Annotated in this window: 25 protein-coding genes; 9 read left to right on the plus strand and 16 right to left on the minus strand. The window is 62.4% G+C overall.

The window, feature by feature from the left end:
- The first annotated feature begins 53 nt into the window (after positions 1-53).
- Positions 54-446: a hypothetical protein gene (locus tag MOK15_RS02255; protein ID WP_242930109.1), complete on the plus strand. Its 393-nt coding sequence runs from the start codon at positions 54-56 to the stop codon at positions 444-446.
- Positions 447-537: 91 nt separating this feature from the next.
- Here the strand turns inward: MOK15_RS02255 and MOK15_RS02260 are convergent, their stop codons facing one another.
- Together MOK15_RS02260 and MOK15_RS02265 are read right to left on the minus strand one after the other, a co-directional pair.
- The gene (locus MOK15_RS02260; protein ID WP_242930110.1) at positions 538-1,293 is read right to left on the minus strand and encodes a HAMP domain-containing sensor histidine kinase; all 756 of its coding nucleotides are present in this window, start codon (positions 1,291-1,293) and stop codon (positions 538-540) included.
- A 43-nt stretch (positions 1,294-1,336) separates the two neighbouring features.
- Positions 1,337-2,032 (minus strand): response regulator, encoded by a 696-nt coding sequence (locus MOK15_RS02265; RefSeq protein WP_242930111.1) that lies wholly within the window; start codon positions 2,030-2,032, stop codon positions 1,337-1,339.
- A gap of 258 nt (positions 2,033-2,290) precedes the next feature.
- Here MOK15_RS02265 and MOK15_RS02270 point away from each other — a divergent pair, with 258 nt between their 5' ends.
- Complete coding sequence (locus tag MOK15_RS02270) at positions 2,291-3,004, plus strand: HAMP domain-containing sensor histidine kinase (protein WP_242930112.1); 714 nt, start codon at positions 2,291-2,293, stop codon at positions 3,002-3,004.
- A gap of 183 nt (positions 3,005-3,187) precedes the next feature.
- Here the strand turns inward: MOK15_RS02270 and MOK15_RS02275 are convergent, their stop codons facing one another.
- The 3 genes from MOK15_RS02275 to MOK15_RS02285 all read right to left on the minus strand — a co-directional run bounded on the left by MOK15_RS02275 (position 3,188) and on the right by MOK15_RS02285 (position 6,999).
- On the minus strand, positions 3,188-5,527 hold the full coding sequence (locus tag MOK15_RS02275) for a TonB-dependent receptor (RefSeq protein ID WP_242930113.1): 2,340 nt from the start codon (positions 5,525-5,527) through the stop codon (positions 3,188-3,190).
- A complete protein-coding gene (locus tag MOK15_RS02280; protein WP_242930114.1) occupies positions 5,442-6,389 on the minus strand; it encodes a FecR domain-containing protein in 948 nt (315 codons plus the stop codon). Before MOK15_RS02280 ends, MOK15_RS02275 begins: the two co-directional genes overlap by 86 nt.
- Positions 6,390-6,471: 82 nt before the next feature.
- Positions 6,472-6,999: an RNA polymerase sigma factor gene (locus tag MOK15_RS02285; RefSeq protein WP_242930115.1), complete on the minus strand. Its 528-nt coding sequence runs from the start codon at positions 6,997-6,999 to the stop codon at positions 6,472-6,474.
- A gap of 252 nt (positions 7,000-7,251) precedes the next feature.
- Between MOK15_RS02285 and MOK15_RS02290 the strand changes: the two genes are divergently transcribed.
- Entirely contained in the window at positions 7,252-7,716 is a 465-nt protein-coding gene (locus MOK15_RS02290; RefSeq protein ID WP_242930116.1) for an RcnB family protein, read from the plus strand.
- A 143-nt stretch (positions 7,717-7,859) separates the two neighbouring features.
- Here the strand turns inward: MOK15_RS02290 and MOK15_RS02295 are convergent, their stop codons facing one another.
- Entirely contained in the window at positions 7,860-8,537 is a 678-nt protein-coding gene (locus MOK15_RS02295; protein WP_242930117.1) for an outer membrane beta-barrel protein, read from the minus strand.
- A 462-nt stretch (positions 8,538-8,999) separates the two neighbouring features.
- On the opposite strand from MOK15_RS02295, the gene MOK15_RS02300 reads away from it, so the two are divergent.
- Positions 9,000-10,163 (plus strand): lactonase family protein, encoded by a 1,164-nt coding sequence (locus MOK15_RS02300; RefSeq protein ID WP_242930118.1) that lies wholly within the window; start codon positions 9,000-9,002, stop codon positions 10,161-10,163.
- A gap of 38 nt (positions 10,164-10,201) precedes the next feature.
- Here MOK15_RS02300 and MOK15_RS02305 read toward each other — a convergent pair whose 3' ends face one another.
- The 5 genes from MOK15_RS02305 to MOK15_RS02325 form a co-directional block, all read right to left on the minus strand.
- Positions 10,202-11,557, minus strand: a complete 1,356-nt coding sequence (locus tag MOK15_RS02305) for a cytochrome c (protein ID WP_242930119.1) — start codon at positions 11,555-11,557, stop codon at positions 10,202-10,204.
- A gap of 20 nt (positions 11,558-11,577) precedes the next feature.
- Complete coding sequence (locus MOK15_RS02310) at positions 11,578-13,830, minus strand: xanthine dehydrogenase family protein molybdopterin-binding subunit (protein WP_242930120.1); 2,253 nt, start codon at positions 13,828-13,830, stop codon at positions 11,578-11,580.
- Positions 13,827-14,402, minus strand: coding sequence for a (2Fe-2S)-binding protein (locus MOK15_RS02315; protein WP_347567168.1), 576 nt, complete (start codon positions 14,400-14,402; stop codon positions 13,827-13,829). Before MOK15_RS02315 ends, MOK15_RS02310 begins: the two co-directional genes overlap by 4 nt.
- 203 nt (positions 14,403-14,605) lie before the next feature.
- Positions 14,606-15,103: a PIN domain-containing protein gene (locus MOK15_RS02320; RefSeq protein WP_242930121.1), complete on the minus strand. Its 498-nt coding sequence runs from the start codon at positions 15,101-15,103 to the stop codon at positions 14,606-14,608.
- Positions 15,103-15,327, minus strand: a complete 225-nt coding sequence (locus MOK15_RS02325; RefSeq protein ID WP_242930122.1) for a type II toxin-antitoxin system Phd/YefM family antitoxin — start codon at positions 15,325-15,327, stop codon at positions 15,103-15,105. The genes MOK15_RS02320 and MOK15_RS02325 overlap by 1 nt, the downstream gene beginning before the upstream one ends.
- Before the next feature lie 206 nt (positions 15,328-15,533).
- Here MOK15_RS02325 and MOK15_RS02330 point away from each other — a divergent pair, with 206 nt between their 5' ends.
- Both MOK15_RS02330 and MOK15_RS02335 read left to right on the plus strand, forming a co-directional pair.
- Positions 15,534-16,895 carry a cation:proton antiporter gene (locus tag MOK15_RS02330; RefSeq protein ID WP_242930123.1) on the plus strand — a complete coding sequence of 454 codons (1,362 nt, stop codon included), beginning with the start codon at positions 15,534-15,536 and terminating at the stop codon, positions 16,893-16,895.
- A gap of 54 nt (positions 16,896-16,949) precedes the next feature.
- Positions 16,950-18,155 carry an alginate export family protein gene (locus MOK15_RS02335; protein ID WP_242930124.1) on the plus strand — a complete coding sequence of 402 codons (1,206 nt, stop codon included), beginning with the start codon at positions 16,950-16,952 and terminating at the stop codon, positions 18,153-18,155.
- A gap of 45 nt (positions 18,156-18,200) precedes the next feature.
- On the opposite strand, the gene MOK15_RS02340 is transcribed toward MOK15_RS02335, so the two are convergent.
- The 3 genes from MOK15_RS02340 to MOK15_RS02350 form a co-directional block, all read right to left on the minus strand.
- Positions 18,201-19,724, minus strand: a complete 1,524-nt coding sequence (locus MOK15_RS02340) for a tryptophan halogenase family protein (protein ID WP_242930125.1) — start codon at positions 19,722-19,724, stop codon at positions 18,201-18,203.
- A gap of 143 nt (positions 19,725-19,867) precedes the next feature.
- Positions 19,868-21,148: an L-fucose:H+ symporter permease gene (gene fucP / locus MOK15_RS02345; RefSeq protein WP_242930126.1), complete on the minus strand. Its 1,281-nt coding sequence runs from the start codon at positions 21,146-21,148 to the stop codon at positions 19,868-19,870.
- A 69-nt stretch (positions 21,149-21,217) separates the two neighbouring features.
- Positions 21,218-22,228, minus strand: a complete 1,011-nt coding sequence (locus MOK15_RS02350) for a zinc-binding alcohol dehydrogenase family protein (protein WP_242930127.1) — start codon at positions 22,226-22,228, stop codon at positions 21,218-21,220.
- A gap of 79 nt (positions 22,229-22,307) precedes the next feature.
- Here MOK15_RS02350 and MOK15_RS02355 point away from each other — a divergent pair, with 79 nt between their 5' ends.
- Together MOK15_RS02355 and MOK15_RS02360 are read left to right on the plus strand one after the other, a co-directional pair.
- Entirely contained in the window at positions 22,308-22,547 is a 240-nt protein-coding gene (locus MOK15_RS02355; protein ID WP_242930128.1) for a hypothetical protein, read from the plus strand.
- A gap of 30 nt (positions 22,548-22,577) precedes the next feature.
- Positions 22,578-23,294: an IS6 family transposase gene (locus MOK15_RS02360; RefSeq protein WP_242930129.1), complete on the plus strand. Its 717-nt coding sequence runs from the start codon at positions 22,578-22,580 to the stop codon at positions 23,292-23,294.
- 179 nt (positions 23,295-23,473) lie between these two features.
- On the opposite strand, the gene MOK15_RS02365 is transcribed toward MOK15_RS02360, so the two are convergent.
- Complete coding sequence (locus MOK15_RS02365) at positions 23,474-24,205, minus strand: alpha/beta hydrolase (RefSeq protein WP_242930130.1); 732 nt, start codon at positions 24,203-24,205, stop codon at positions 23,474-23,476.
- Positions 24,206-24,273: 68 nt separating this feature from the next.
- Positions 24,274-24,633: a nuclear transport factor 2 family protein gene (locus tag MOK15_RS02370; RefSeq protein WP_242930131.1), complete on the minus strand. Its 360-nt coding sequence runs from the start codon at positions 24,631-24,633 to the stop codon at positions 24,274-24,276.
- Positions 24,634-24,664: 31 nt separating this feature from the next.
- Here MOK15_RS02370 and MOK15_RS02375 point away from each other — a divergent pair, with 31 nt between their 5' ends.
- On the plus strand, positions 24,665-25,549 hold the full coding sequence (locus MOK15_RS02375) for a helix-turn-helix transcriptional regulator (protein ID WP_242930132.1): 885 nt from the start codon (positions 24,665-24,667) through the stop codon (positions 25,547-25,549).
- Positions 25,550-25,629: the final 80 nt, after the last annotated feature.

A 25,629-nucleotide genomic window follows, 5' to 3' on the forward strand; every position in this document is an offset into this window, starting at 1 on the left:
ATTTTGCGGGCTACCCGACCGCCTGGGTCCAGGCATGTTGCAAGGAGAAAATCATGTTGTTTCGCCCCATCCTGGCTTTCTTGACGCCGGCAGCCCTGCTTTTGCCCATGCCCGCCATGGCGCAGGTCCAGGGGACCTGGCGGGTGACGGGCGTCATCGACGGGAACGCCTTTGCGGTCGATTGCGCCTTCGAACCGCAGGGAAATCAGTTCAACGGCAAGTGCACGGATGTGTTGACGGGTGACAAGGGCAAGGCGGGCAAGGTCCACACGCTTACCCAGGGCAACGTCACCGGAAACAATGTCCGCTGGACCTATGTGACGAAGGTCATGTTCATGTCGGTGGACATTAATTTCGCGGGCACGCTGAGCGGCAACCATATGAGCGGCAGCATCACTGCGAAAGGCCGGAAGGGCAGCTTCGCCGCCGTCAGAAATCCTGCCTGATCCGTGTCCTCATCATCTTAAAGCCCGTTTGGAAATGTGCCAAAGGCGCATTTCCAAACGGGCTTTAAGCGGCAGGAGCGGCCGGGCCTGTTCAGGGGCGCGGTAGCGAAATCCGAATCTCCAACGACGCTTCTTCTATCCCGCTCCGGCGGGCCGTGACTGTTCCCCCATGCGCATGGATCAGGGCGGCGGCCAGCGCCGGGCCGACGCTGCTATGTGCAGCATTCGCGTCTTCATTCCCGACAGAATCGTAAAATGGCGCGAAGAGAAGATGTTCCTGCCCGTGCGCGCATTTCAGATCATTGCCCCAGACTGTAATGATGAGGTCATTGTCATCGCCGTTCCGGATCGTCAGGGATTGGCCAGGAGCCATACGCGAAAGGGCGAACCGGAAAATGGTGGTGAGCGCCCGGATCAGGCGCGCAGGATCGCAGTATAGGATGACCGGGCGGAGGTTCGGCGAAATATCGACCTGGGCGGCCCTGGCCTCCGATCGCACCTCTTCGACGGCCCGCTCGATGATGTGCCGGAAATCCACGGATCGCCAATCGAGCACCAGTTGGCCGGCTTGCGCCTTGACGAGGATGCCAAGGTCATCGACGATCCGCAGCAATTGATCGACCTGCTTGAGCAGGCGGTCGCATTCGCCCGTGGACGGATCGATGATGCCGTCCTCCAGGCCGTGTAGCCGCCCCTTGAGGATGGTGAGGGGCGTTCGCAACTCATGCGCTAGCCCGGCCGCAAAGATATGTCGGCCGCGTGCGATAAGGTCATTCACCGGCGTTTGCGCGCAAGGGACGCCGGGGCGATCATTGTCCGTTGTCGGGCGCTCCTGCTTCATGGTCATTGCCCGCGCCTTTCCCTGCACGCGACGGTCAACCTTTGAGCGATCATGCGTTTTCCAGCCATAGCCGATATCCGACGCCGCGAACCGGCTCGATCATGTCGGCGCAGCCCGCCGCCACCAGCTTTTGCCGCAGCTTCGACAAATGGCTGTCGATCACCCGGTCATAGGCGTCGCTCCCCGGCGCGGCCGCCTCCAGCAATTCCGCGCGCGAAAAGGCCCGGCGGGGGTAGCGTGCCATATGGGCCAGGATTTCGAACTCGGTCGGGGTCAGATTGAGGCGGCTGTCGGGTTTCTCCTCGCCCCGGCAACTGACGAGCCGGGCCTCCAGGTCGATATCGAGCGGGCCGACGGACAGGCGTTTGGGTTCCCGCTCTCCGCTGGCGCGGCGCAGCACGGCGCGGATGCGTTCGACCACCTCGGCGGGGTTGAAGGGTTTGACGACATAATCGTCGGCGCCGATGCGGAAGGAGGAGAGTTTGGAAACATCGTCATCGACCGCGGTCAGCATGATGACAGGCGTGCCGGCCCGCCGCCGGATGGCCGCGAGCACGTCAAGGCCATCGCCGCCGGGCAGGCCGATGTCGAGCAGAACCAGGTCGGGGGCGCTCTGGTTATGGACCATGATCGCTTCGGGCACCGAAGTAGCGCGCAATACGTGCATTCCGGCCCGCTCGATATAAGCGACCAGAAGGTCCGCAATCTCCCGTTCATCCTCGACGACCAATATTTTCGAAGCCATGTCTTCACCTCAATATCCGTCATGGCGTGGTTCCATGGAGAAACGGTGGAGATATTCTGCGCATCTTGCAAAGGGAAAGGGGTGGATGGATCGAGCAGGAATAGCGGCGGAGTGAGGTAGGGTGATCCGCAAAGCCTGCCGTCTCCCTGTCAGCACTCAGATAATCTCGACGGAAACGGCATGAAGCATCCATCATTTTCGGCTTGCTCCTCTTATCGAACCAGTAAGGTGCGTTTCCACGCCGCGCTTTCCGGGAATATGGCGTTGCTTCCATCCGAGCCGCCGGCAAGCGCGCCCCGTGACGAGCGGCTCCTGCTGACGGCAGGGGTGACGCATGAGCTTCGGACGCCGCTGACGATCCTCAAGGGGCGGCTGCACGGCATAGAGGATGGCGTCATCAGTCCGGATGGCGATGAAACCGCGCAGCTCCTGCGGCAGGTCGAGCATGTGCTGGAGATCGTCAACGATCTGGACATGTTGGCGCAGGTCGAACTGGGCCGTCTGAGGCTCTGTCGAAAGAGGGTCCGTCTGGCGGATATTGTCGGTTCTGTCGTGTCCGACCTTCGGCCCCTTTTTTTCAAGTATAATATTGATATTATTGAAAAATATGACGAATCTACCGTCGATATCGATCCGGTGCGGATGACGCAGATCGTGACCAATCTCATCACCAACGCCGCCAAGCATTCGCAGACAGGCGGCCGCATCCTGGTCGATGTCGAGCGGCGGGGCACCGAACTGTGGCTCAGCGTGCGCGACGAAGGCCCTGGTTTCGCGCAAGCCGATCAGGAGCGTATGTTCGCGCCGTTCTGGCGATCGACCGCCACCGTCAATCGCCCCGGTTGCCCAGGGACGGGCATGGGCCTTGCCCTGACGGCGCGCCTGGTCGAGGCGCACGGCGCGCGGATCAGTGCCGAGAACAGGACGGATCGTTCGGGCGCGTGTTTTCAGGTGATCCTGTCGGCGGCGTGAGAGCCTGTCTCGAAATGCGCGAAAGAGCGCATTTCGGAAGGCCGCACCGGCCCACACCCCCACCCGACCTCCCAGACATGGTATCCTGACGGGCGGTCGGGTGGGGGTGTGGGCCGGTGCAGATGCGCCAAAGGCGCATTTCGAGACAAACTCTAAGAGCCAGGCGGCCTTTCATGAATGGCCCTAGAAACTCCGCTCCAGGCGCAGCATGACCGTCCTGGGCTGTTGCGGCGTGAACTGGGGCTGGAGGCGGTAGGTGAAGGGGTTGCCGAAGGAGAAGCTGTTGCTGCGGTTGTCGAGCAGGTTCGATACGCTCAGCACGGCGCGCCACCCGTCGCGGCTCGCCGAAACCCCTGCGCCGACCAGCCAGCGCGCGCCGATGTCGAGCGGAAGGTTGGGGTCGAAACCCAGACGGGTCGGTCCCCAATAATTGGCGGACATATAGGCGCCCAGACCCCAGTCATTCACCTGGCGGTTCCAGCTAAGCCGCGCCCGTCCGGATATGTCGGGAAGGACGGGGAGCCTGAGGTCACTGTCCTCGATCAGGGCGGATTCCAGGCGGCCATGCTGGCGCGTGGCGGAAAGCTCCAGAGCAAAGTCGCGCCATGTGCCGCGCACCGCCGTTTCGATGCCATAGTTCGACGCATCGCCGACATTGGTTGTAACGACGAGGCCATCCAGCCCCACGCGATCGCTTTGCACATTATGCCAGCGCAGCGCGAAGCCCGTCAGGTCGAGATCGAGATGACCGTCGAGCAGCGACAGCCTGGAGCCCAGTTCGATATTATGGAGCTTGTCCGACGCGAAGGTGACGAGCGTGCCCGCACCGTCGAGATTGCGTCCGCCGGGCCTGACGGCGCTGGCGTAGCGCACCCAGAGCAGCGATCCGGGTGTGGGGCGCCACGCCAGCGCCGCGCTGGGCGAGAGGCCATATTGATCGATCGATGGATCGGATGTCTTGCGCGGATCGTCCCAGATGTTGGACACGAAGGCGCGCACGCCCAGCGTCAGGTCGAGATTGTTCCGAAGGGCGAGTGTGCCTTCGCCAAAGGCCGCCGCTTCCAGGCTGAGATTGCCCTGCCTGCGCACCTGTACGGAGCCGCCACTGTTCGCGTTGAACGTGCCGAAATTGACGTTGACCGCATCGACGATCGACACACCGGCGAGCCATTTGAACGGTCCCTGCGAACGGCTCAGCCGGAATTCCTGGGTGATGAGGTAGATGCTGCGCTTTTCGTCATAGGCGGTCGGCCCTGCCAGCCCGACCGATCCGGCCACCGCACTGGCGTCATAGCGGCTGACGACATTATTATTCTCGATCGCCGTCGATGACAGGAAATCGATGCCGCCGATCGGCCCTTTCGCGTCGATCCGGACCAGCAGGAAATTGTTGCGATTTGGTTCGGCAAGCGCCGTCGCGCGCGTTAGCCCTTCCGTCGCATAGGATGTATCGCGCGCCTTGAGGCCCTGGGCGACGACCGACAGGTCCATGGTCCAGCGAGCATCCGGTTTCCAGCGCAGATTCACGCGCCCGCCAAGACGGCGCACGCTGTTGATGTTCGTCTTTTGCCGCTCGCTATCGTCGATCCATCCACCGTCCCGGTCGACATAGGCGACGGCCCGCAGGCCCAGCCGATCGCGTATGAGCGGGACATTGACCCAGCCTTCCAGCGCGCCGCCATCGCCGCCGCGCGCGACCGTCGATCCTTCGATCGCGATGCCGCCTGCGCTTTCGTCCAGGCGCGGGCGATTGGTGTCGATCCGCACGACCCCGCCCAATGTGCCCGCGCCGTAGAGCGTGCCTTGCGGGCCGCGCAGAACCTCGACCCGGTCGATATCGACCAGCCTCAGATCCGGATCGGGGAGCGCATAATTGATGCGTGCGTCGTCCAGGAAGAGGCCGACGGTCGATTGGGTTGGGCCATTGAATGGGCTGTCGGCGACGCCGCGCAGGAACAGCCTTTCCTTCCCCGGTCCCATATGGGTCGAAAAGACGCTGCCGACTTCCTCGCCCAGATCACTCGATCCGCGCGCGCTCGATCCGCCGGCGAAGCGGTCTCCCGGCGCCACCGCTATCGACACGGGGGCTGATGAAAGCAACTGTTCCCGCTTGAGCGCGGTGACGACGATGTTCAGGGGCGGGGTGATGGGGTGTTGCGCCGGGCGGGGAGGCGGTGTGGTCGGACGCGATCCTTCGGGCGCGCGAACGAGCTGCCACAGCGCGGGCGCGACCTGACGCGCGCGCCAGCCGCTACCGGCGAGCAGGCGGGCGAGGGCTTCCCCCGGCTCCATCCGCCCGCGTACTGCGCGGGTGCGGATGGCGGGAAGTCGGCCCTGAACGGCCACGGAAATGCGCGCCTGGCGCGAGAGGGCGTCTATCGCCCCGGCAAGCGGGCCGGCGGGAATGTCGATCACAGTCGGGTTCGCATAGGCCCGCTCAACGTTGGCCGCGGCCGACAAGGCGAACGCGCCCATCGCCGCGGCGCACTTCCACTGGGAGAATCGCGCTAATCTGATCGGCAAGATCGGAACCATTTCGAATGAGCAATATGCCTGAAAGTTTGAGCTTGGCGATAGACGGGTCCACTTCGACGCGCGTCCCCATATAGCGGGACAGGTCAACCGCAACCATGTCGAGCGGCGCATTGTCGTAGACGAGGCGATCGTCGCGCCAGCTTCCGACCGTACCGGGGTCTATGGCGCGGATTTCAGCGGAGCCGCTCTTTTCTTCGCCCTGAAAGGCCTGACCCGCCGTCAGCCGTGTCGGCGCGCTGTCCCGCCAGCCTATATCGACGATCCCTTCTTCGACCGCCACGAACAGGCGACCGGGCGCGCGCGTCACCGTAAATCGCGTGCCGATGTCGCGGACGACAAATTCGCCGGAGCGGATTTCCAGAGGACGCGCCTCATCATGCCGGACATCGAAATAGGCGGCGCCCCGGTCCATCCGGACCCGCCCATCGTCGCCCATCGCAAGCTGACTGTTCCTGTCCAGCATCACCGTGCCGCCATTGCCCGCAAGCGCGATCACCTGCGGCTGTTCCGTCGTGGCATGGACGATCGGATCGTTGCCGCCTTGCATCATCAGCGGCAGGCCTATGGCGATAGCCGTCAGCGATGCGGCGATTGCGCCGCCCAGCCACCAGCGGCGGGACAGGCCGTGCTGATCGGGAACCGCTTCTTCCTCGATGGACGGCAGGCCGTTGTCCCGAACCCAGTCGGCGACGTCGGCATCGAGCAGGGCAAGCCGGTCATAGGCGGGCTGATGCGCCGGATGCGCATCGAGCCAGAGCGCGAACGCCGTCCAGTCGACATCGTCCGCCAGCACCTGAGCGTGCCAGTCGGCGGCGTCCTTTTCGATGTCCTCGTCATGATCGTGCGTCACGGCACTGCCTCTTGATGAATGGGCGTTGGTCCTTCGGAGGGAGACGGCGGGGTGGCTAGTCCACCCTACCTTGGTCGGCGGTTCACGGGTCGATTTCCCTGGCGAGATGCCTGAGCGCGGTCGCCATGTGCTTTTCCACACCCTTGCGGGAGATGCCGAGCTGTTGCGCCACTTCCGCATGGCTCAATCCCTCGATCCGGTGCATCCGGAACACCCGTGCGGCGCCCGGCGGCAGCGTGGCAAGCGCCCGGCCGATCTGCTCCGCACGTTTGCGCGCGGCAAGCTGCGCGAAGGCCGAAGGGCGTTCGTCCACATAATCCTCGCCGATCCGGCTGGTCGTGCTTTCGGTCCAGTCCTTTTCCCGCCGTGTCCGCCGCTCGCGCTCGCGGGCGCGGTCGACTACCAGGTTGAGGCCGACCCGGTGCAGATAGTTGACCGGATCGCGGAGCGGCCCTGACGCCCGGTCGAGGCGCAGATAGATTTCCTGCACGATCTCCTCGGCCTCGGCCCGGTCGCGGGTGCGGCTGATGAAGAAACGCAGCAGGCGATCGCGGTTCGCGACGAAAATCGCCGCCAGGCCGGATGCATCGTCGGCACCGGCCCTAACCATGAGCGCGCCCGCGTGGACGAACCGGAATGCCGCAGCGTCTTGCTGTCCGCTTTGGTGTCCACTTGGCCGTTCGCGTCGTTCTGGGAATCCAGGACATCATCGTCATCAACCGTCCTATCCACCCACATGATGGAGGAAGTGTGGAGATCGCCCGCCTTCATACAACCTCCATCGCCCTTGCCCCGATCCTCCATCGGCGATCCGTAATTTCGCGCCCGTCGGTCAGTATGTCCGACAATGAGGAGATTGAACATGATCTATCGTCTAGCCATCGTCATGGCGGGGATGGCCTTGCCTTCGCTCGCCATGGCGCAGACCCGTGAGTTGCATCGCGACCGCGAGCAAATTCGCGACGCGGAGCGTGATATGGACCGCGCTCAACGCTATGGCGAATATCGCCATGTGCGCCAGGCCCGCGAGAATCTGCGCGACGCGCATCGCGACTATCGTGACGACTGGCGCGACTATCGCGACCGCAACAGGGGGCTTTATGCACGCGGCGACTGGCGCGCGCCGTTCCGGTACGAACATTTCGCCACCGGCGCCACGCTGCGGCGCGGCTATTATGAACCGCGCTACTTTATCGCGGACTATCACCGTTACCGCCTGCCCGCGCCGCCGCGTTCGGCCCGCTGGATACGCCATTATGACGATGTCGCGCTGGTCTATCTGCCGACCGGACGGGTGCTGGACGTCATCCACGATTTCTTCCTGTAATATGACCGGGCGCTGGTCTTCCCAGCGCCCGGTAGTTCGTCATCGCGATCGTGGCGGACACAAGAAAAAGGCCACGTCGCAATAAGCGACGTGGCCACCCAAGGTGCGACCCAAGGGCTATCCATCCGGGCGGGATGTCCGGATCAGAATTTGTAGCGCACGCCCATCGTGCCGGAGATGGTGCGCATGGTGGGTTCGAAGGTGGTCGCCTGACCGCCGCTCACGCCGTCGAACTTCAGGCTGCTGACCTGCGTATAGCGCGCGCCGAGTTCCACGGTGACTTTCGGCGCGACCTTCACGCCGACGCCCGCATCGACGTGCCACAGCAGGCCCCAGTCCTTGCCGGAATAGTTGCTGGTCGTGCCGAGCAGGCTGTCGCTACGCGACAATTGAGCATCGACCCGCGCCACACCGACGCCACCGCCGACATAGGGTTCGATCATCGAGCTGAGCGGAATGTCGACATAGCCGCCGAGCTGGACGAACATCGCCTTGTTGCGGCCTTCACCGGTGAAGTCGTCCTGATTGAGGCCCTTGGCCTTGAGGCTCATATAGCCGGCCGACTGTTCGATGCGGAACATGCCGAAATCATAGCCGCCGCCCAGTTCGCCGGTGAAACCCGACTTATACTTGGTCTTCTCATCGAAGGTCGCCGATGAAGGAAGATCGGCGCTGTCGAGCTTCTGGTCCGGGCTGACGGCCATGCCGGCGCGGGCGACCGCATAGATGCCCTTGTCGTCTTCCTGCGCATGGGCTGAGGTTGAGAGGACCGGAAGTCCGAGGAAGCCGGCGAAGCACAGCATTGTCTTGTAACGCATCATTGGTGTTTTTCCCGTCAGAACGCCGCTCCCTGTGAGCAACGGTTGATCGGCGGGATAGGGGCGGGTGATTGATGCCTGTCGGAGGATCGATGGAGGATCGGTGGATGCCGAATGCGAATGCAGCGCCAATCGACATTCAGGTAGAGGCGGAAGCAGCAGGTTCGTTTTCAACGTCATGCCGGACTTGATCCGGTATCCAGAGTCGCAGGTGCCGCCCTTTGTGGTCCTGGATGCCGGATCAAGTCCGGCATGACGGCGTAGGAAGCCTCTGAAACCGGGAATATCGATCCGCCCTAAAAGTATGTGAGCACCGGAAGCGCGGAAAGCCGCCATTTGCAGCCCGTCAGAGCTGAATGCCGATTGGTCCTAGCTTGATGCCAGCAATATTGCCTCGCCTTTCGATCGCGCTCGCCAGACCGGCCCGGTTTGCGGTACGAGGCAGCGAGCAGGAAAGGGAGAGGGATGGAACGGCGTCATTTCACGATCATGGGCCTGGCGGCGGCGCTGTCGGGATCGATCGCTTCGGCCAGGGCGATGGCGGCCTGTGCGGGGCCACGTTGTGGCGCCCCGCTGCTTTATATCGGTACGCAGGGCAGCGGGCCGGGACAGGGCATTTTCGCCGCGCGCTTCGATCCGGCGACCGGCGCGTTGAGCGATCTTGGCCTCGCGATCGAAGCCGAGCGGCCCACTTGGCTGGTCCGCGATCCACGCAAGCCGGTCCTCTACACCGTCAGTGAAACCGGCGATGACGACCGGACGCAAGGTGGAGTCCTGGGCTATGCCGTGGATCGGGGCACCGGCGGGCTGAAGCTGCTGGGCCGGGTCGATTCCGGTGGCGCTGGACCCGCCCATCTTTCTTATGATGCGGCGTCGCGGACGCTCTTCGTCGCCAATTATGGCACTGGCCAGGTGGGGGCGATCGCCGTGAAGGCGGATGGTACGCCCGACGCAATGCGATCGGTCCAGGCGCCGACGGGATCAGGGCCGCACTGGCGGCAGAAAGGGCCCCATGCCCATGCAGCCGTGATGGACCCCAGCGGCCGCTATCTGCTTGCGGCCGATCTGGGGACGGATCGGCTGTTCGTTTATCGCTTTGACCCGGTGCGACAGAGCCTGGAGCCGGCCGCGACGCCTGCGCTCGCCTTGCCGCCGGGTTCCGGGCCGCGCCATCTGACCTTCTCGCCTGACGGCCGTTTCGCCTTCCTCGACACGGAATTGCTGGCGGAGGTCCATGCCTATCGCTGGGACGCGCGTAGCGGGACGCTGACTCAGACCGCAAGGGTTGCGCTCGACGCGCCCGATTTCGCGGGAACGCGCAGTGCGGCGGAGATTGCGGTCTCCCCCGATGGCCGCTTCCTCTATGTCTCGAACCGTGGCGCCAACCTGATGCATGTCTTCGCGATCGACCGCAAAAGCGGCGGGTTGACCGAGGTGCAGCGGATCGATTGTGGCGGCCGTGTGCCCTGGAGCTTCGGTATCGATCTAACGGGCCGCTGGCTGATCGTCACCAACCAGGGATCGGGCAATCTTGCCGTCTTCGGGGTGGATCGGGCGAGTGGTCGATTGCGCGTCACCGGCCACAGCCTGGCGGTGGACAAGCCCGTGTCTCTGGCCTTCTTTCCGTGATGCCGGACTATACCGAACTGCATTGATGTCGAGGCCCGTCAGTGCGGAAGGATGACGATGCCGGTCTCGGACGCCTTTGTATTCTTCCGGATTTTCTCGACATCCCTGGCGGTGATGTCCCCGCCCTTGTTGCCCCAGGATGTGCGCACGAAGGTCAGCAGATCGGCGATCTGAGCATCGCTGAGTTGCTCCCGGAAGGCGGGCATCCGATAGGCGTCGGGAACGCCATTGGCGACGACGCGCTGCGAGCTGTTCAACGTCACGTTGATCGACGATGCACTCTCAGTCGCCAAGGAGGAGGCGGTGCCGGCGAGCGGCGGAATCCAGGGCGCTTTGCCGCGCCCGTCGACGCCGTGGCAGAAACTGCATTTCGCCGCATACAGCCGCGCGCCCGACGTGGCTCCCTTGCCAAGGCTGGTGCTGGTGATGGGGCCTGTTTCATATTTCCATGGCGTGCCGTCGCGATCGGGATCGCCTGGCAGCGACTTGAGATAATGGGCCATCGCCTTCAGGTCGGTGTCGGTAAGAAACTGGGTGGAATTGTTGAACGCTTCGGCCATGGAACCGAAAACGACGCCATGCTGGTTACGGCCGGTTTTGAGGAAACGGTGAATATCCTCCTCGCTCCAGCGTGCCAGACCCAGGTTGAAGTCGCCACGCAGGCTGGGCGCATACCAGCCGTTGATGACCGCGCCCGACAGGAAGCTGCCGCTGCGCTGGTCCAGCCCTTTTTCGTTCATGGCGATCCCGCGGGGCGTATGACAGGCACCGCAATGCCCGGCCGCCTGGACCAGATAGGCGCCCCTGTTCCACATCGCGTCTTTCGACGGATCAGCGCGATAGGGTTCGCCCGGCATGAACCCGACATTCCAGAGTGCCAGCGGCCAGCGCATATTGAGCGGCCAGGGAATGTCGCTCTCCTTGCTCGCCAATCTGACCGGCCGTACCTTCTCCATGAAATAGGCGTAGAGCGCCTGAACGTCGGCATCGTCCAGTCTGGCATAGGAAGGGTAGGGCATGGCTGGATAGAGACGATGCCCGTCGCGCGCCACGCCCATGCGGACGGCGCGGTCAAAATCAGCCAGGCTATAGGCGCCGATGCCGGTTTCCTTGTCCGGCGTGATGTTGGTCGCGAAGATGGACCCCATCGGCGTCGGCATTTCCAATCCACCCGCATAAGCCGGGTGGCCGGGCAGGCTGTGGCAGGCGACGCAATCGCTCGCCCGCGCGACATATTCGCCGCGCTGGACGAGATCGGCCGATCGGGGCGCCGCCTGACCATCGAAGGGGGATGCCGGGGTCCGGTTCACGAACCATGCCGTTGCGCCGCCCACCACGAGCAGAACGGGTATCGAGACGGCGAGAAGTTTCTTCAGGCGCTGCTTGAATTTCATCTGTCCCATCCCTGTCTCGCTCAGGCGTCGAAGCTGAGCCGGCGGAGCGGCATACTGCGGACACGGTTGCCGGTGAGGCGCGACACGGCATTGGCCACCGCCGGCGGCACCGCAGGCAGGCCAGGTTCGCCGATGCCCCCCATCTTCTCTCCGCTTTCGACGATCTTCACATGGACCTTGGGCATATGGTCGAGCGAGAGGATCGGGTACATGTCGTAATTGCGCGCCACGGGCATCCCCTCCGCATAGGCGGCCTCTTCAAACAATATCTGCGACACGCCCAGCGCAACAGCGGAATTGACCTGCGCGTCGATGATGGCGGGGTTCACGATGCTGCCCGGATCGATCGCCTGCCACACTTCATGCACACGCACCTGGCCGTCGCGGATGGACACTTCCGCGATCGCGGCCGTCTCCGTGCCGAAGGGCGACGCCATGCCCAATCCGCGTGCGCGCTTGCTACCGTCCGGCGCGGTGAACGGGCCGCGCTGCCAACCGCCGGACAGGTCGACCGCGGCCTTCAGCAAGGTCGTGAGACGCTTATTGTCACGCAGAAGATGCAGGCGCAGGTCCAGCGGATCGCGTCCGCCTTCGTCGGCCATCTCATCAAGGAAGCATTCGTAGAAGAAATCGTTCATCGAATTGCCGACGGAACGCCAATAGCCCAGCATAGCCGGGTTCTTGACATAGACCTGGGCGATCCGCTTGTGCGGGATCGCATAGACCTTGTTGGTCAGCCCTTCGAGCGCGGTCGGGTCGATCTTGGGATCATGCGCGTTGGCGATCGCTTCGGTCGGACCTTCGGTGACGCTCACCGCTTCGATGACGGTGGGGTTCCCATCGCCGTCCAGCCCCGCGCGAAAGCGCACCACCGCCATAGGTCGCAGCGCATCGCGCAGAAATTCCTCTTCGCGACTCCAGATCAGCTTGACCGGCCGGCCAACCTCCTTGGCGAGCTGAATCGCCTGCGGATAGGGGTTGGCCGACTCGTACAGGAAGTGTCGGCCGAAAAAACCGCCAAGCAGCGGCGAATGGATGATGATCTTGCTCTGGTCGAGACCTGTTCGCTTGGCGATGTCGCCCAGGAACATTTCGGGCGCCTGGTTCGGAAACCATAGCTCAAGCGTGCCGTCAGGATTGTGCCGGGCCAGTGTCGACGGTGGCTCAAGCTGGGCATGGTTCACATATTGGCTATGATAGGTGGCGCTGACTTGCGTCGCTGCATCGTTGAGCGCGCGGGCGGGGTCTCCTTTGGTCTCGGCGGTTTCCTCCTTGCCGCCATTCCTGGCCATGCCGTCGCGGAAGCTGTCGGTCGCGAAGTCCGCGGGCATATAGCGCGGCGCGGCGCCGGGCGCGGGTTCCTGCCACTCCACCAGCAGCGCCTCGGCCGCGCGCTTGGCGTCCCACCAGCGTTCGCCGACCACGGCTACGGCGCCCGGCAGCCGATGGATCGACATGACGCCACGCATGGTCTTCACCTGCGCCTCATTGGTGATCGCGCCGACGGTCAATCCCAGGCGCGGCGCATGTTGGACGGCGGCGTGGACCATGCCGTCGACCTTGGCATCGATGGAGAACATCGCCGTGCCGGTCGATTTGTCGTGCATGTCCAGTCGCGCGACCGGTTTGCCGATCCATCGGAAATCCTTCGGTTCCTTGAGCGGAACCGTCTGGGGATCGGGCGCAGGCAGGTCCAGCGCATGGCTTGCGACTTCGCCATAGGCCAGAGACCGCCCGGATGCGGCATGGACGATACGGCCCGGCTCAGTCGTCAGCGTGTCGGCGGCAACTCCCAGCCGCCGCGCGCCGGCCTGTAGCAGAAGGTGGCGCGCGACCGCGCCAAGTTTGCGCATGGTCATGTAGCTGGTGCGCACCGACATGCTGCCGCCGGTGATGCGCATAGCGTCGTTGACGACCAGATAATCCGGACCGGGCGGTGCGCTTTCGACGGTGAAGGTCGCCGGATCGGCATCCAGTTCCTCGCCGACAATCTGCGCCATGGCGGTGAATATGCCCTGGCCGCCCTCTATGAAGGGGCTTAACAGGCGGACCGTGCTGTCGGGACGAATTTCCAGGAAGGCGGGAATGCGCGTGCCGGGCTTGATAACGGGCAGGGCAGCGCGAGCTTCACCAACCGGAAGACCAAAGCCCAGGACCAGAGCGCCGCTCGTCGCACCCGCCGCCTGGAGGAGAAAGCGGCGGCGCGAGATATTGACCGGCGCATCGATTGCAGTGCCAGCCGCGCGGGTGATCAGTCGGTTTATGTGGGTCATGCCTTTTCCGCCTCTTCCACATCGCCCCTTGCCAAGGCGATCGCGACGCCAACGCCAGTGGCGAGCGTAGCGATGGCCATGCCTGTCGGGAGCATGGCATCGGGCGCCGCCCCGGCTTCGGCGGCGCGCGGTCCGGCGACTTCGCGGATCGCGGCCCGAATTGCATTATAGGTTCCGCAGCGGCACAGGTTGGTCATCGTTGCATCGACCTGATCGTCGGTCGGTGCTGCAACCTCCTTGAGCAGGGCCGTTGCGGCGACAACCTGCCCCGATTGGCAATAGCCGCATTGGGGCACCTGATGCTTGACCCAGGCCGCTACCACCCGCTGGCCGACCGCATCGGCCTCGATCGCCTCGATCGTCGTGATCTTGCGGCCGATGGCCTGATCGACTGGCGTCACGCAAGACCGCGCGACGACCCCGTCGATAAGGACCGAGCAGGCGCCGCACTGGGCTATGCCGCATCCATATTTGGTTCCGGTGAGACCCAGATTGTCGCGTATGACCCATAGCAGCGGCGTGTCGCCTTCAGCGTCGATTTCGTGGTCCGTTCCGTTGATCTCAATTTTCATCGCCGCTTCTCTTCATGGGGCCGGGCGGCGGATATTTCTCGCGTGCGTGCGGGAATATCCCGAGCGTCAGCCGGCACAAATTAATGCGCCATGATAAGAGTAATGCGCGGCGCCATCAACATGAGCGCGTTTCACGCCATGTTGAGCATAAATCATCATTGTTTCGGATGCGTCTTGCGAGGCCACGCCTATGGACTTGCAGTTCAGCCGCGAATGAACAGGCTGCGCAACCACTGGGGACGACTGCGGCTGGCCGCGCGCCAGTTTGATTCCTCGCCGACCTCATCCTCATCGTCAGTACGTGGATCCAACAGTCGAATGCGCGCGCGCTTGAACATCGCTTTGTCGAACGTGACCAATATTAGGCTGTGTTCGAGCGCCGTCGCAGCGATCAGCGCATTGCGCTCTCCTTCTACCGCCACGTCTCCCCGCCGCAGCGCCACGATTGCGTCGACCGGCAAGATATGGCCGTCGAACGCGGGCACGACCTGCTGACGTACCCATGCCTGCAAAGCTGCGCCGCTCGCTTTGTCCTGGCGAGCGGCGCGCGCGCAAATGGCCTCCAATTCTCCGATCGCGAGTGCGGAGATGAACAGTCGGTCCCGCGCGACCCTGGAAGCCCAGGCGGTTACGCCATTATCCGCGCCCCGCCTTCGAGCATTGCGCAGTTCCAGAAGAATTGGGGTGTCCAGCAGAAACATCACCAGCGCCCCGACAGCACCAATTCCACATCAAGCGCCTCTGCCGGAGTCGCGAGAAGATCCACGATGCTCTCGCGCTCGCCGGTCAACTGGCGAAAATGGTCGATGCTCATGAGCACGTGCGTCGGCCTGCCGCGATCCGTGACGAACACTGGTTCTGCCCGTGCGATTCGCTTGGCGGCGCTTACGTCCTGATTGAATTCCCGGCTCGTTACCACCTTCATTTGTGCCTACATAGCTAGAATGGTTGCGCTACCTTATAGGTACGTTACTACTATGTGCGGTTGGTGCAACAGTTAGTCTGTGTGAACCAACAAAGTAATGACAGGCGGCGATTTCCAGTTGCGCGGCGCCTGGATCACGCCTTCCCTGAAGGTGCGCAACAGGTGTTGAAGCACCGGGCGTAATGTTTTTTGGGGAGGATGGGTGAATGAGTATGTTGAGCGAAGCCTGGTTTATATTAACCGACGTTCTCAGTCCCCACGGTCCCGCCGTTAACGCGGTCAAAAGCTATGCGCCGTCGGACTGCAGCATTCACTTTTTCCTTCAGCTTGCGGTGATCATCCTTACCTGTCGCGTCGTCGGCTGGCTCGGACAACGGCTGCTGAAACAGCCACAGGTCGTTGGTGAGATGATCGCCGGCGTCGTGCTCGGCCCCTCACTGCTGGGCCTGTTCTTCCCCGAACTGCAGAATGCGATCTTCCCCAAGGAAACGCGCAATGTGCTCTATGTCGGGGCGCAACTGGGCGTGGGTCTCTATATGTTCATGGTCGGCCTGACACTCCGCCTCGATCATTTCCAATCGAAGGCGAAGAGCGCTGCCGCCGTCTCGGCTGCGGGGATCGTTGCGCCGTTCGCGCTGGCGGCGTTGATCACCCCGATGTTGATCGGGATACCGGGCCTCTTCACGCCAGGCATCAGCCAGGTGAACGGGACGCTGTTCATCGGCGCCTGCATCGCACTGACCGCCTTTCCCATGCTGGCACGCATTATCAACGAGAATGGCCTCGCCAATTCGGCGCTCGGCACGCTGACCCTGACGGCGGGCGCGTTCGATGATGCGGCGTCCTGGTGCGTGCTCGCCATCGTACTCGCGACCTTCGGCGCCGGCGCGGGCGTCGCTGTCATCGCGATCGGTGGCGCGGTCCTATATACAGGCTTCATGCTGTTGTTCGGCCGGAAACTGCTCGCTCCGCTGGGTCGCGCGGTTGAGGAGCGCGGCGAGATGAGCACGCAGATATTGGCCATCACCCTGCTGCTATTCTGCCTGTCCGCCTTCCTGATGGACGCCATCGGGATTCACGCCATCTTTGGCGGCTTCCTTATCGGCGTATGTATGCCTCGCGGGCGTTTTGTGGAAGAGTTGAAGCAGAAGGTGGAGCCGATCGCGGTCGTCCTTCTGCTGCCGATGTTCTTCACCTATTCGGGGCTCAACACCCGAATGGACATGGTGAACTCGGCTTATCTGCTGCTGATCGCGGCGGTTATCCTCGCAGTCTCGATCCTTGCCAAATTCGGTGCCTGCTATGCCGCCGCGCGGCTGACGGGCGAGGATAATCGCACAGCGCTTGGCATTGGCGCGCTGATGAACTCGCGGGGGCTGATGGAACTGATCATCATCAACATCGGCCTGCAAAAGGGCATTATCGGCCCGACCCTGTTTTCAATGCTGGTGTTGATGGCGATCATCACGACGGTGATGGCAACCCCGCTGTTCGAGGCGGTCTATGGTCGCAAGGCTCGGCAGACCGGTGAGCTTGGGGCGCGAAATGCGGAACTCGCTACCGTCTGAGGCTAGTAACGCCCGTCTCTGTCGCGCCGGATAGGCGTCTTCCGGAGAACTGCCATGAAAATAGCGCTTCTATGCGCATCGGGCCTGCTCGTCGTCGGCACGGCGCAAGCCCAGCCGCTAAAGCTCACGCCCGGCGCCGACATGCGGCTGCGTTATGAGCATGTCGATCAGGATGGACTGCCGAAAGAGGCCGATGCAGTGACGCTACGGGTCCGTCCTGGTTTGACCGCTGACTGGCGGAACTGGTCCTTGCTTGTGGAGGCGGAGGGGGTGATCGCGTTCGACAAGGGCTATAATGATGGCACCAACGGCAAAGCTGCCTATCCCCTGATCGTTGATCCGGAAAATCTTGAACTCAACCGCATTCAGCTTCGCTATGCCAGCAAGGGGACGATAATCACTGCGGGGCGACAGCGGCTCAATCTTGCCGATGACCGGTTTGCCGGCACAGCGCCCTGGCGGCAGAGCGAGCAGACCTATGACGCCGTTCGCTTGCAGTGGGGCAAGCCGCTGGGGTTGAGCGCCGATGTCACCTATAGCTGGGACGTGCGGACGGTTAACGGGCGGTACGGCGGCGGCGCACGGCCGCAATCCATCGGGGGCAATAATGTTTTTGCCTTGATCAGCTACGGGATCAAGCCGGGCACGCTGAGCGCCTTCGCCTATCTTGTGGATCAGGACATGGCCGCCGTGCAGGGCTTCCGCCTTTCCAGCCAGACCTATGGCCTGCGCTTTGCAGGCAAGGCTCCGATCGCGAAGGACTTGTCGCTGGCCTATGTCGCGAGTTGGGCGCGGCAGAGCGATTGGCACCGCAATCCCAATCATTATGCAGCGGACTATTGGCTGGGCGAGATCAGCCTCGCCGGCAAGGCGCTCAGCCTGACCGGCGGTTACGAAGTCCTTGGCGCCGACAGGGGCGTTGCATTGACGAGCGTGCAGACGCCGCTTGCCTCGCACTTCAAGTTCAACGGATGGGCGGGCAAATTCACCGTCACGCCGCCGGACGGCCTGCGCGATCTTTATGGGACGGCGGGGCTTGGCTGGCGGAAGGTCGGATCGCTTGATGCCGTCAATCTTGGCGCAAGCTGGCATCATTTCACCAGCGACCGGATGCACCGCGCCTATGGCGATGAACTCGACCTGCTGGCGGGAATGAAATACGGGCACTATGCGCTGTCGGCACGATATGCCCATTACAGGGCCGATGGTTTCGCTACCGACACGGACAAGGGTTGGCTGCAATTCGACTGGACCCTGTGAGGGGCGTCAGCCGACGACCGGACGGTCCAAACGCTGGATCGATAATCAGGCGTTGATCTGCCGGATCAATGCCCGGTTGGTAGGCAACTCCTTGGTCGCCTGCTCGCTGAAACTCCGAATACGTGCAAACAGCTTGTCCGTCGCGGCGGAGGGAAATTCATCGGACCCTTCCGACAGACTGGTCCGGAAATCCATTCCGTAGAGAATATATTGGTAGTTGAAGAAGGCGAAACTCTCCAGGTCGAGCAGAAAATCGAAGCGGTTGGGTGGCCGGTGGCGCCATTGCCGCAGCAGTTCCTGTAGCGTTTCGGGGATCGACGCCGGATCGGCATTGTCCCGCCAGAAGGGTTCGTCGCGGTTGCTCAAGCAATAATGTAGTTTCAGGAAATCGATGATCCTTTCGTACCGCCCGACGATCAGCTTGTTGAAGCGTCTGGCCGGTGCGTCGATCGGTCCGGCAAAGGGGAAAAGTTCAGCCAGCATGGCCACCGCGGCTTCGATCAGTAAGACGCCGGTCGATTCCAGCGGCTCCAGGAAGCCGCCGGACAAGCCCACCGCAACGCAATTGCCGATCCATTGCGCCTCGCGATAGCCCGGCTCGAAGGGGATGATGCGCGCCTTGTAGGCATCATGACCGATATAGGTCCGCAGCACGTCCGCAGCCTGATCGTCGGTCATATGGGTCGATGAATAGACGCAGCCTATGCCGCGGCTACTTTCCAGCCCGATGTCCCAACTCCATCCGGCTGCGTGCGCGGTGGCAATGGTAAAGCTTTCAATGGGCGTGTCCGGGTCGGGGTAGGGGATTTTGCAGGCGAGGGCGCGATCGGTGAACAAAATATGTTTCACCGATTTGAACCCAGAGCCCAACGCCTTGCCGATCAGTTCGGCGCGAAAGCCGGAGCAATCGATATAGAGGTCGGCCTTCAGCGTTCCTTGTTCTCGGGTAAGGATTCGGGCGATGGTCCCATCCGCATCCAGCTCCGCGCCGGTCAGCAGTCCGGCGACATGCTTGACTCCCAATTCCATCGCGCGTTCCTGCAAAACGCGTGCGAAACGGGACGCATCGAAATGATAGGCATAGTTGAGCGGCGCTGAAAAGCCACTCTCGCCGAGCTTCTTGGGCGCCCTGCGGCTTTCAGCCACGCCATGTTGAATGGATACCGCCTGCGCGAAACGCGGTCGGGACAGTTCGTCCTTGTGCAGCCAGCAGGCCACAATATTGGCATCGTCGGTGTAAAGAGGAGCCTCGAAAGGATGGAAATATTGGTGACGGGCGCGATCCGGGGAAGGTTTATGTAGCCAATCGTCGAAACGAACGCCCTGTTTGAAGGTTGCAGACGTCGCGCGCAGAAAGCTGGTTTCGTCTATTCCCAGAAAATCAAGCGTCGAACGAATGGTGGGAAATGTTCCCTCGCCGACTCCGATGATCCCCATTTCCGGGGATTCAAGCAATGTGATTTCAATCCCGCCTTGCCCTGCGAGACGGAAAAAGCGCGCGAGATAGGCCGCGGTCAGCCATCCTGCAGTTCCACCCCCGACGATCAATATTCTGTGCTTGCAAGCCATCACCGAAGGATAGCGCAAGCCGGTGCCGAGGTGAACGGCCGATCAGTCAATCTGTATTGCGATACGCTGAGTCCATATCAGCGCGCATCGGAATCGATGTTGAGGCTGGATGTGCTGCGGCCGCCTCAAAGAAGGCGGCTTCTTCAAGCCGATATCGCTCGTAAAACCCGCCGGGCATAGACGGTGATGATGGCGAAGCAGATGGCGGGCAGCAGCATGGCGAGCGGCAGGCTACCCGCTTCGACCGACACCAGCCCCATCAGCGGCGGGAAGATGGCGCCGCCGATAATGGCCATGATGATGCATGAGGAGCCCAGCGGTCTGGCGGTTCCGAGGCCTTCGACGCCCAGGGCGAAGATGGTTGGGAACATGATCGACATGAAGAAGCTTACGAGGATCAACGCACCCAGCGCGGTCCAGCCCGAAGCAAGAGCCGCAACGGTACAAAGTACGGTATTGACCAGGGCATAGCTGCCCAGCAGCGTCGCAGGGCGCACTCGCGTCATGATCGCCGTCCCCGAAAAGCGACCGATCATGAAGAGAACCAGGCTGGCCGAAAGCAGAAAGGCCGCGTGCCGTTCAGAGATCCAGGGGGTTACATCCTTCACGAAGTCAATGAAATAGCTCCAGATTCCAACCTGCGCACCGACATAGAAAAATTGTGCGACGACCGCGCCGGTAAGTGGCCGATGTCGTGCGATTTTCCGGAACTGCATGAGCAACGGCGTATCATCCCTGGCCTCGCGCGCTTCGGGCATCCGCGCGACGGCAACGGCGATGGCGATGGCCAGCGCGGCCAGAGCGAGCAGCAGATAGGGAAGCTGTACGGTCGTCGCCTCGCTGGCGCGGTAGGTGGCCAGTTCGGTTGCGCTCATCGCGCGCAATGTTGTGTCCGAATGTTCGACGCCGGAGAAGATCAGCAAGCCGCCGATGACCGGTGCGAGACATGCGCCGAGGCCGTTGAACGCCTGGGCCAGATTGAGGCGCTGGACGGCCGTGGCCGGATCGCCGAAAAAGCCGACATAAGCGTTGGCGGTCGTTTCCAGACAAGCGGCGCCTGCGGCGATGACGAACAGGGCGAAGAGAAACATATTGAAGCTGAGCATCAGCGACGCGGGAAAGAAGAGCAACGCGCCGACGGCATAGAGGGCCAGGCCGATAAGGATGCCGGTCCGGTAGCCCAACCGGCGCATGGCAAGGCCAGCGGGCAGGGCGACCACGAAATAGCCGATATAGAAAACGAACTGGATGAAGCCTGCCTGCGCTCGATCCAGTCCGAGCGATTTTTGGAACTGGCGGATCAGGATATCGTTGAAATTATTGGCGAGTGCCCAGAGGAAGAACAGGCTGACGATCAGCGCGAAGCCCCAGCGATAGGAAGGCAGGATGAAGGAACGACCTGTCCCCTCGACCGATTCTGACATGGTTGCTTCGATTAACATGGCGTTCCTCTCCCCTTATTTTGTCGCGCGTCCCTCGTCGAAAGCGCGTGTCTAGAAGGTGGCGATGGCCTTCAGTACATGATCTGCCCCGGCGATCAGTTCGGGCAGGCGGGTGGGCATCTCCTCGGCGGAAAGGCTGTGGGTATGGAGTGCGTCAGTCGGAATCAGGTCGTGCTGGATCGCGTGCTTTACCTGCTCGAAATCGGCGGCCAACGCGTTGCGGCTGGCGATCAATGTGGTCTCGCGCTTGTGAAATTCCGGGTCAGGGAAGACAAGATCGCCCGGCGCTACACCGACCAGAACCAGCGCTCCGCCATGCGCGACATAATGAAGACTCTGCGCCATGGCCGCCAGTGAACCGGTGGCGTCGAATACGATGTCGAACATCTCGTCATCGGTGCGGCTGGCAAGGTCGGCGCCGAGGTCCGGACCAGCCTCAACCGTCGTTTCGAAGCCCAGCCGCTCACGGGCATAGGCCAGCCGGGAAGCCCGCGTATCGACCAGCGTGACATCGGCGCCGCACAAGCGCGCGAAGAGGCCGGCCGCTATGCCGATCGGCCCCGCGCCAACGACCAGCACCCGGTCCGTGGAGGAAACGTGCGCGCGCGATACCGCATGAGCGCCGATCGCCAGAAACTCCAGCATGGCGGCCTGGTCAATCGTCAGGCCGCTGGCGTCGATCACGGCGCTTTCGGGCACCGCGACAAATTCGGTCATGCCGCCATCGGCATGAACGCCGAGCACGCTGATGTTCATGCAGGCGTTGGGCTTTCCCTTCCGGCAGGCGACGCAGGTTCCGCAAGCGAGATAGGGGTTGATCGCGACCGTTTGCCCGACATGGAATGCTGAGTCGGGTCTGGCATGTGCGACCTCTCCGCTCAGCTCATGCCCCATGACGCGGGGATAGGCGAGGAAGGGATGGCGCCCGGTGAAGATGTGATAATCCGTGCCGCACAGGCCCACGCGCCGGATACGTATGAGCACGTCTCCCGGCCCGGCGGCAGGCGGCGGCCGATCCTCTATTCCAAGGCTATAAGGTTCGCGACAGACGACAGCTTTCATTTTCCACTCCATTGCCTGTGCGAATTGACCGCGACGGGTCTAGACGATCACTATCATATATGCAACTTAGTCATCGCATATGCTAATTGATGCCCATCACCATCTTTGGCGGTACGATGCTGCCACGTTCGGCTGGATTGCTCCGGGGTCGGCCATTGCGCGCGACTTTTCGGCTGCGGAGCTGAACATCGTTTTGGAGGCGACGAATATTGATGGCGCGATCGCCGTACAGGCACGGCAGAGCGATGAAGAAACCGCTTTTCTGCTTGAAACGGCAGCGCATTGCAGTCGCAGGCTCTGTCAGAGCAAATACACCTGACGTTCGAGGGATGGCGGGGTAGGGCAGGGGATGCCTCGCCCTCGTAAGCCTGCAAGTCCATTTCGGTATTTCAACTCATCGCCTGAGGTGATCCGCCTCGTGGTGATGATGTACGTGCGGTATCCTCTCTCGCTGCGGAACGTGGAGGACCTGCTCTTCGAGCGCGGTATCGATATCTGCCACGAGACGGTGCGGCTGTGGTGGAACCGGTTCGGCCCGCTCTTCGCAGGCGACATCCGTCGTCAGCGGGTGAGCCGTATGCGGGGCTTTCGGCACTGGCGATGGCACCTTGATGAGATGTACGTCAAAATCAACGGCGAGATGGTTTATCTCTGGCGAGCAGTCGACCACGAAGGCGAAATCCTCGAAAGCTACGTCACCAAGACCCGCGATAAGGCTGCTGCTCTGCGTTTCATGAAGAAGGCGCTGAAGCGCCATGGTTCGCCAGAGGCGATTACCACTGACGGCCTCCGCTCTTACCGTGCAGCGATGAAAGAGCTTGGGAACGAGGACAAGCAGGAGATCGGTCGCTGGGCCAACAACCGCTGCGAAAACAGCCATCTTTCATTCCGAAGACGAGAGCGAGCCATGCTCAGGTTCCGACAGATGAAGGCCCTACAGAAGTTCGCTTCTGTTCACGCCAATGTCCACAACCACTTTGCTCTCGAACGCCATCTCATCGACCGACAGACCTACAGGCAAAGACGCTCAGCCGCCTTGGCCGAGTGGCAGTCCCTCATGGCCTGAGGTGCATCTCCACCCAGCGGCAGCTACGCCCAGTGGAGGCCGGTTCGCATTAGACTGACAGCACCCTTCCCAGTGCTAGTCATGCCGATCTGCTCTGACGTGTCACACTCTGACTTGCCCGCCTGGATGCGCGAGCACTGGGTCGGCCGCGTTGGGGAACGTGATGACATAGGTCTCGCTCATCGCGCATCTCGCTCGATGTCAGCGGCAAGCCGCTCTGCATGGGTGAACATGACGCCATGCGCCGCGCCCTCGTAAACCACCAGCCGAGACTGCGGGATCAGTTCGGCATAGCGCCGACCGGTGAGATCGATCGGGGCCGACGCATCGCGATCGCCGTGAATGATCGTCACCGGCAACCGAAGCGCCGCCGCTTCCGCCCGGAAATCCGTGTGCATAATGGCGCGCTGGAAATCGATGGCGATCCGTCGCGAGCAGTCGAGGATCATGCTGCCGAGCCATTCATTGACCCTTGGATTGGTCCCCGGTGCGAACGCATCCGTGTTGGCGTCGATCCAGCCCGCAAGATCGCTCCCCATCTGCGTCATGAGCATATCGAGCATTTCGGCCGGCACGCCGGAGGGGTTCTCTTCCGACGCGACGAGAAGCGGCCCCACCGCGCCGACGAGGACCAGGCGCGATACGCGCGCCGAGCCAAACTGCGCGAGATAGCGGATCGCCTCGCCCGCGGCCCCGGAATGACATACCAGCGTGGCATCCGTCAGATCCAGCCCATCGAGGACAGCGGCCAGATCGGCGGCAAGGCTGTCATAGTCCGCAGTCCCTGGATCCGTCGACCGGCCGTGACCGCGGCGATCATAGGAAATCGTGCGCAGGCCTTTCGCGTTGAGCGCAACCATCGTCTCGGCCCATATCCGCGAATCCATGGCCCAGCCGGACAACAGCACCACCGGTTTTCCCGCGCCCCAATCGCGGACGAAAAGACGATGACTATCCTCGATTTCGATAAAAGGCGCCGTCATGCCGCACCTCCATCGAGAAAGCCTACGACCTCCGCGATGCGGCCTTGCTCGTTGACGCGCACGAAATCGGTTCCTCGCGCCACAGGCTCCCCGCTATCGGGCGAAAGCGCCCAAGAGAAACGGATATTGCCGCCATGGCCATCCACCGGGCCGGTGAGTGCGAAGCCATGTCCGGGGAATTGCGAACGCGCCGCGGCGATCATGGCCGAAATGCCCTCCCGTCCTTCTCCCTGCATCAAAGGGTCTACGTAGCGGGCATCTTCTGCCCACCCGTCGAGCAACGCATGTCTTTGTGCCTCATCGGCCTCGTTCCATGTCGCCAGGTACAGGCTGGCGATTCTGTCGGGGTCGTTCATCGGTCGTCTCCTGCTCTTGATGGGAGGCAGGATGACGCCCGATTGGCCGGCAGGCGATTACGTCAGAGGTAATGGCATCAAGGAAACTCTATGTTACCTCTCGGCCATGCAGACCGGAAACGAAACTGTTGGAGATATTCTACGCAGCTGGCGACAGCGGCGTCGCTTCAGCCAGATGGGCCTCGCCAACGAGGCCGAAATTTCCACCCGACATCTTAGCTTCGTCGAAAGCGGCCGTTCTCGCCCAAGCCGAGAGACGTTGTTACGGCTGGCAGAACCGCTGCGATTACCCTTGCGGGAACGCAATCGCCTTTTTCTGGCAAGCGGCTATGCGCCGCCCCATGTCGACCATGCGATGGACGCTCCTGACATGAGTGCCACGAAGGCGCTGATCGATCAGCTGCTTGCGGCCCATATGCCCTATCCGGCACTCGCGGTCGACCGCCACTGGACGCTCGTCTCGGCGAACGACGCGCTCAGTGGGCTGCTCGCGGGAACTGCCCCCACCCTGCTCGAGCCGCCAGTGAACGTCCTTCGTCTCAGCCTATCGCCGGACGGTCTGGCTCCCGCCATCGTCAACCTTGCCGAATGGCGGCACCACATTCTGACCCGGCTGCGCCAGGATGCGGACAATGCCGGCGATGTCACGCTGCTCGCCCTTCACGACGAACTCCGGGCCTTGCCTCATCCAGGTTCCAAACAGCCGCCGCGTCCCGCGAATGCGGTGGCCGTGCCCCTAGTGCTTCGCCATCCGGCAGTCGCAGCACCGTTATCGCTCCTCTCGACCACGACCGTGTTCGGCACCGCAACCAACGTGGCCCTCGCGGAACTGACGCTCGAATGTTTTTACCCTGCCGACGAGGCCACACGCGATGCCCTGTTGCGCTTGAGACAAGCGATTGTGGTCGGGGCATAGAGCCCTTAACCAACTTTATCGAGTAGATCTGGTGCGTGAATGACCGGTTGTCCCGGAAGCCGGCATAACGGATTGCCACG

The organism is Sphingobium sp. BYY-5, assembly GCF_022758885.1.
Taxonomy (GTDB): Bacteria; Pseudomonadota; Alphaproteobacteria; order Sphingomonadales; family Sphingomonadaceae; genus Sphingobium.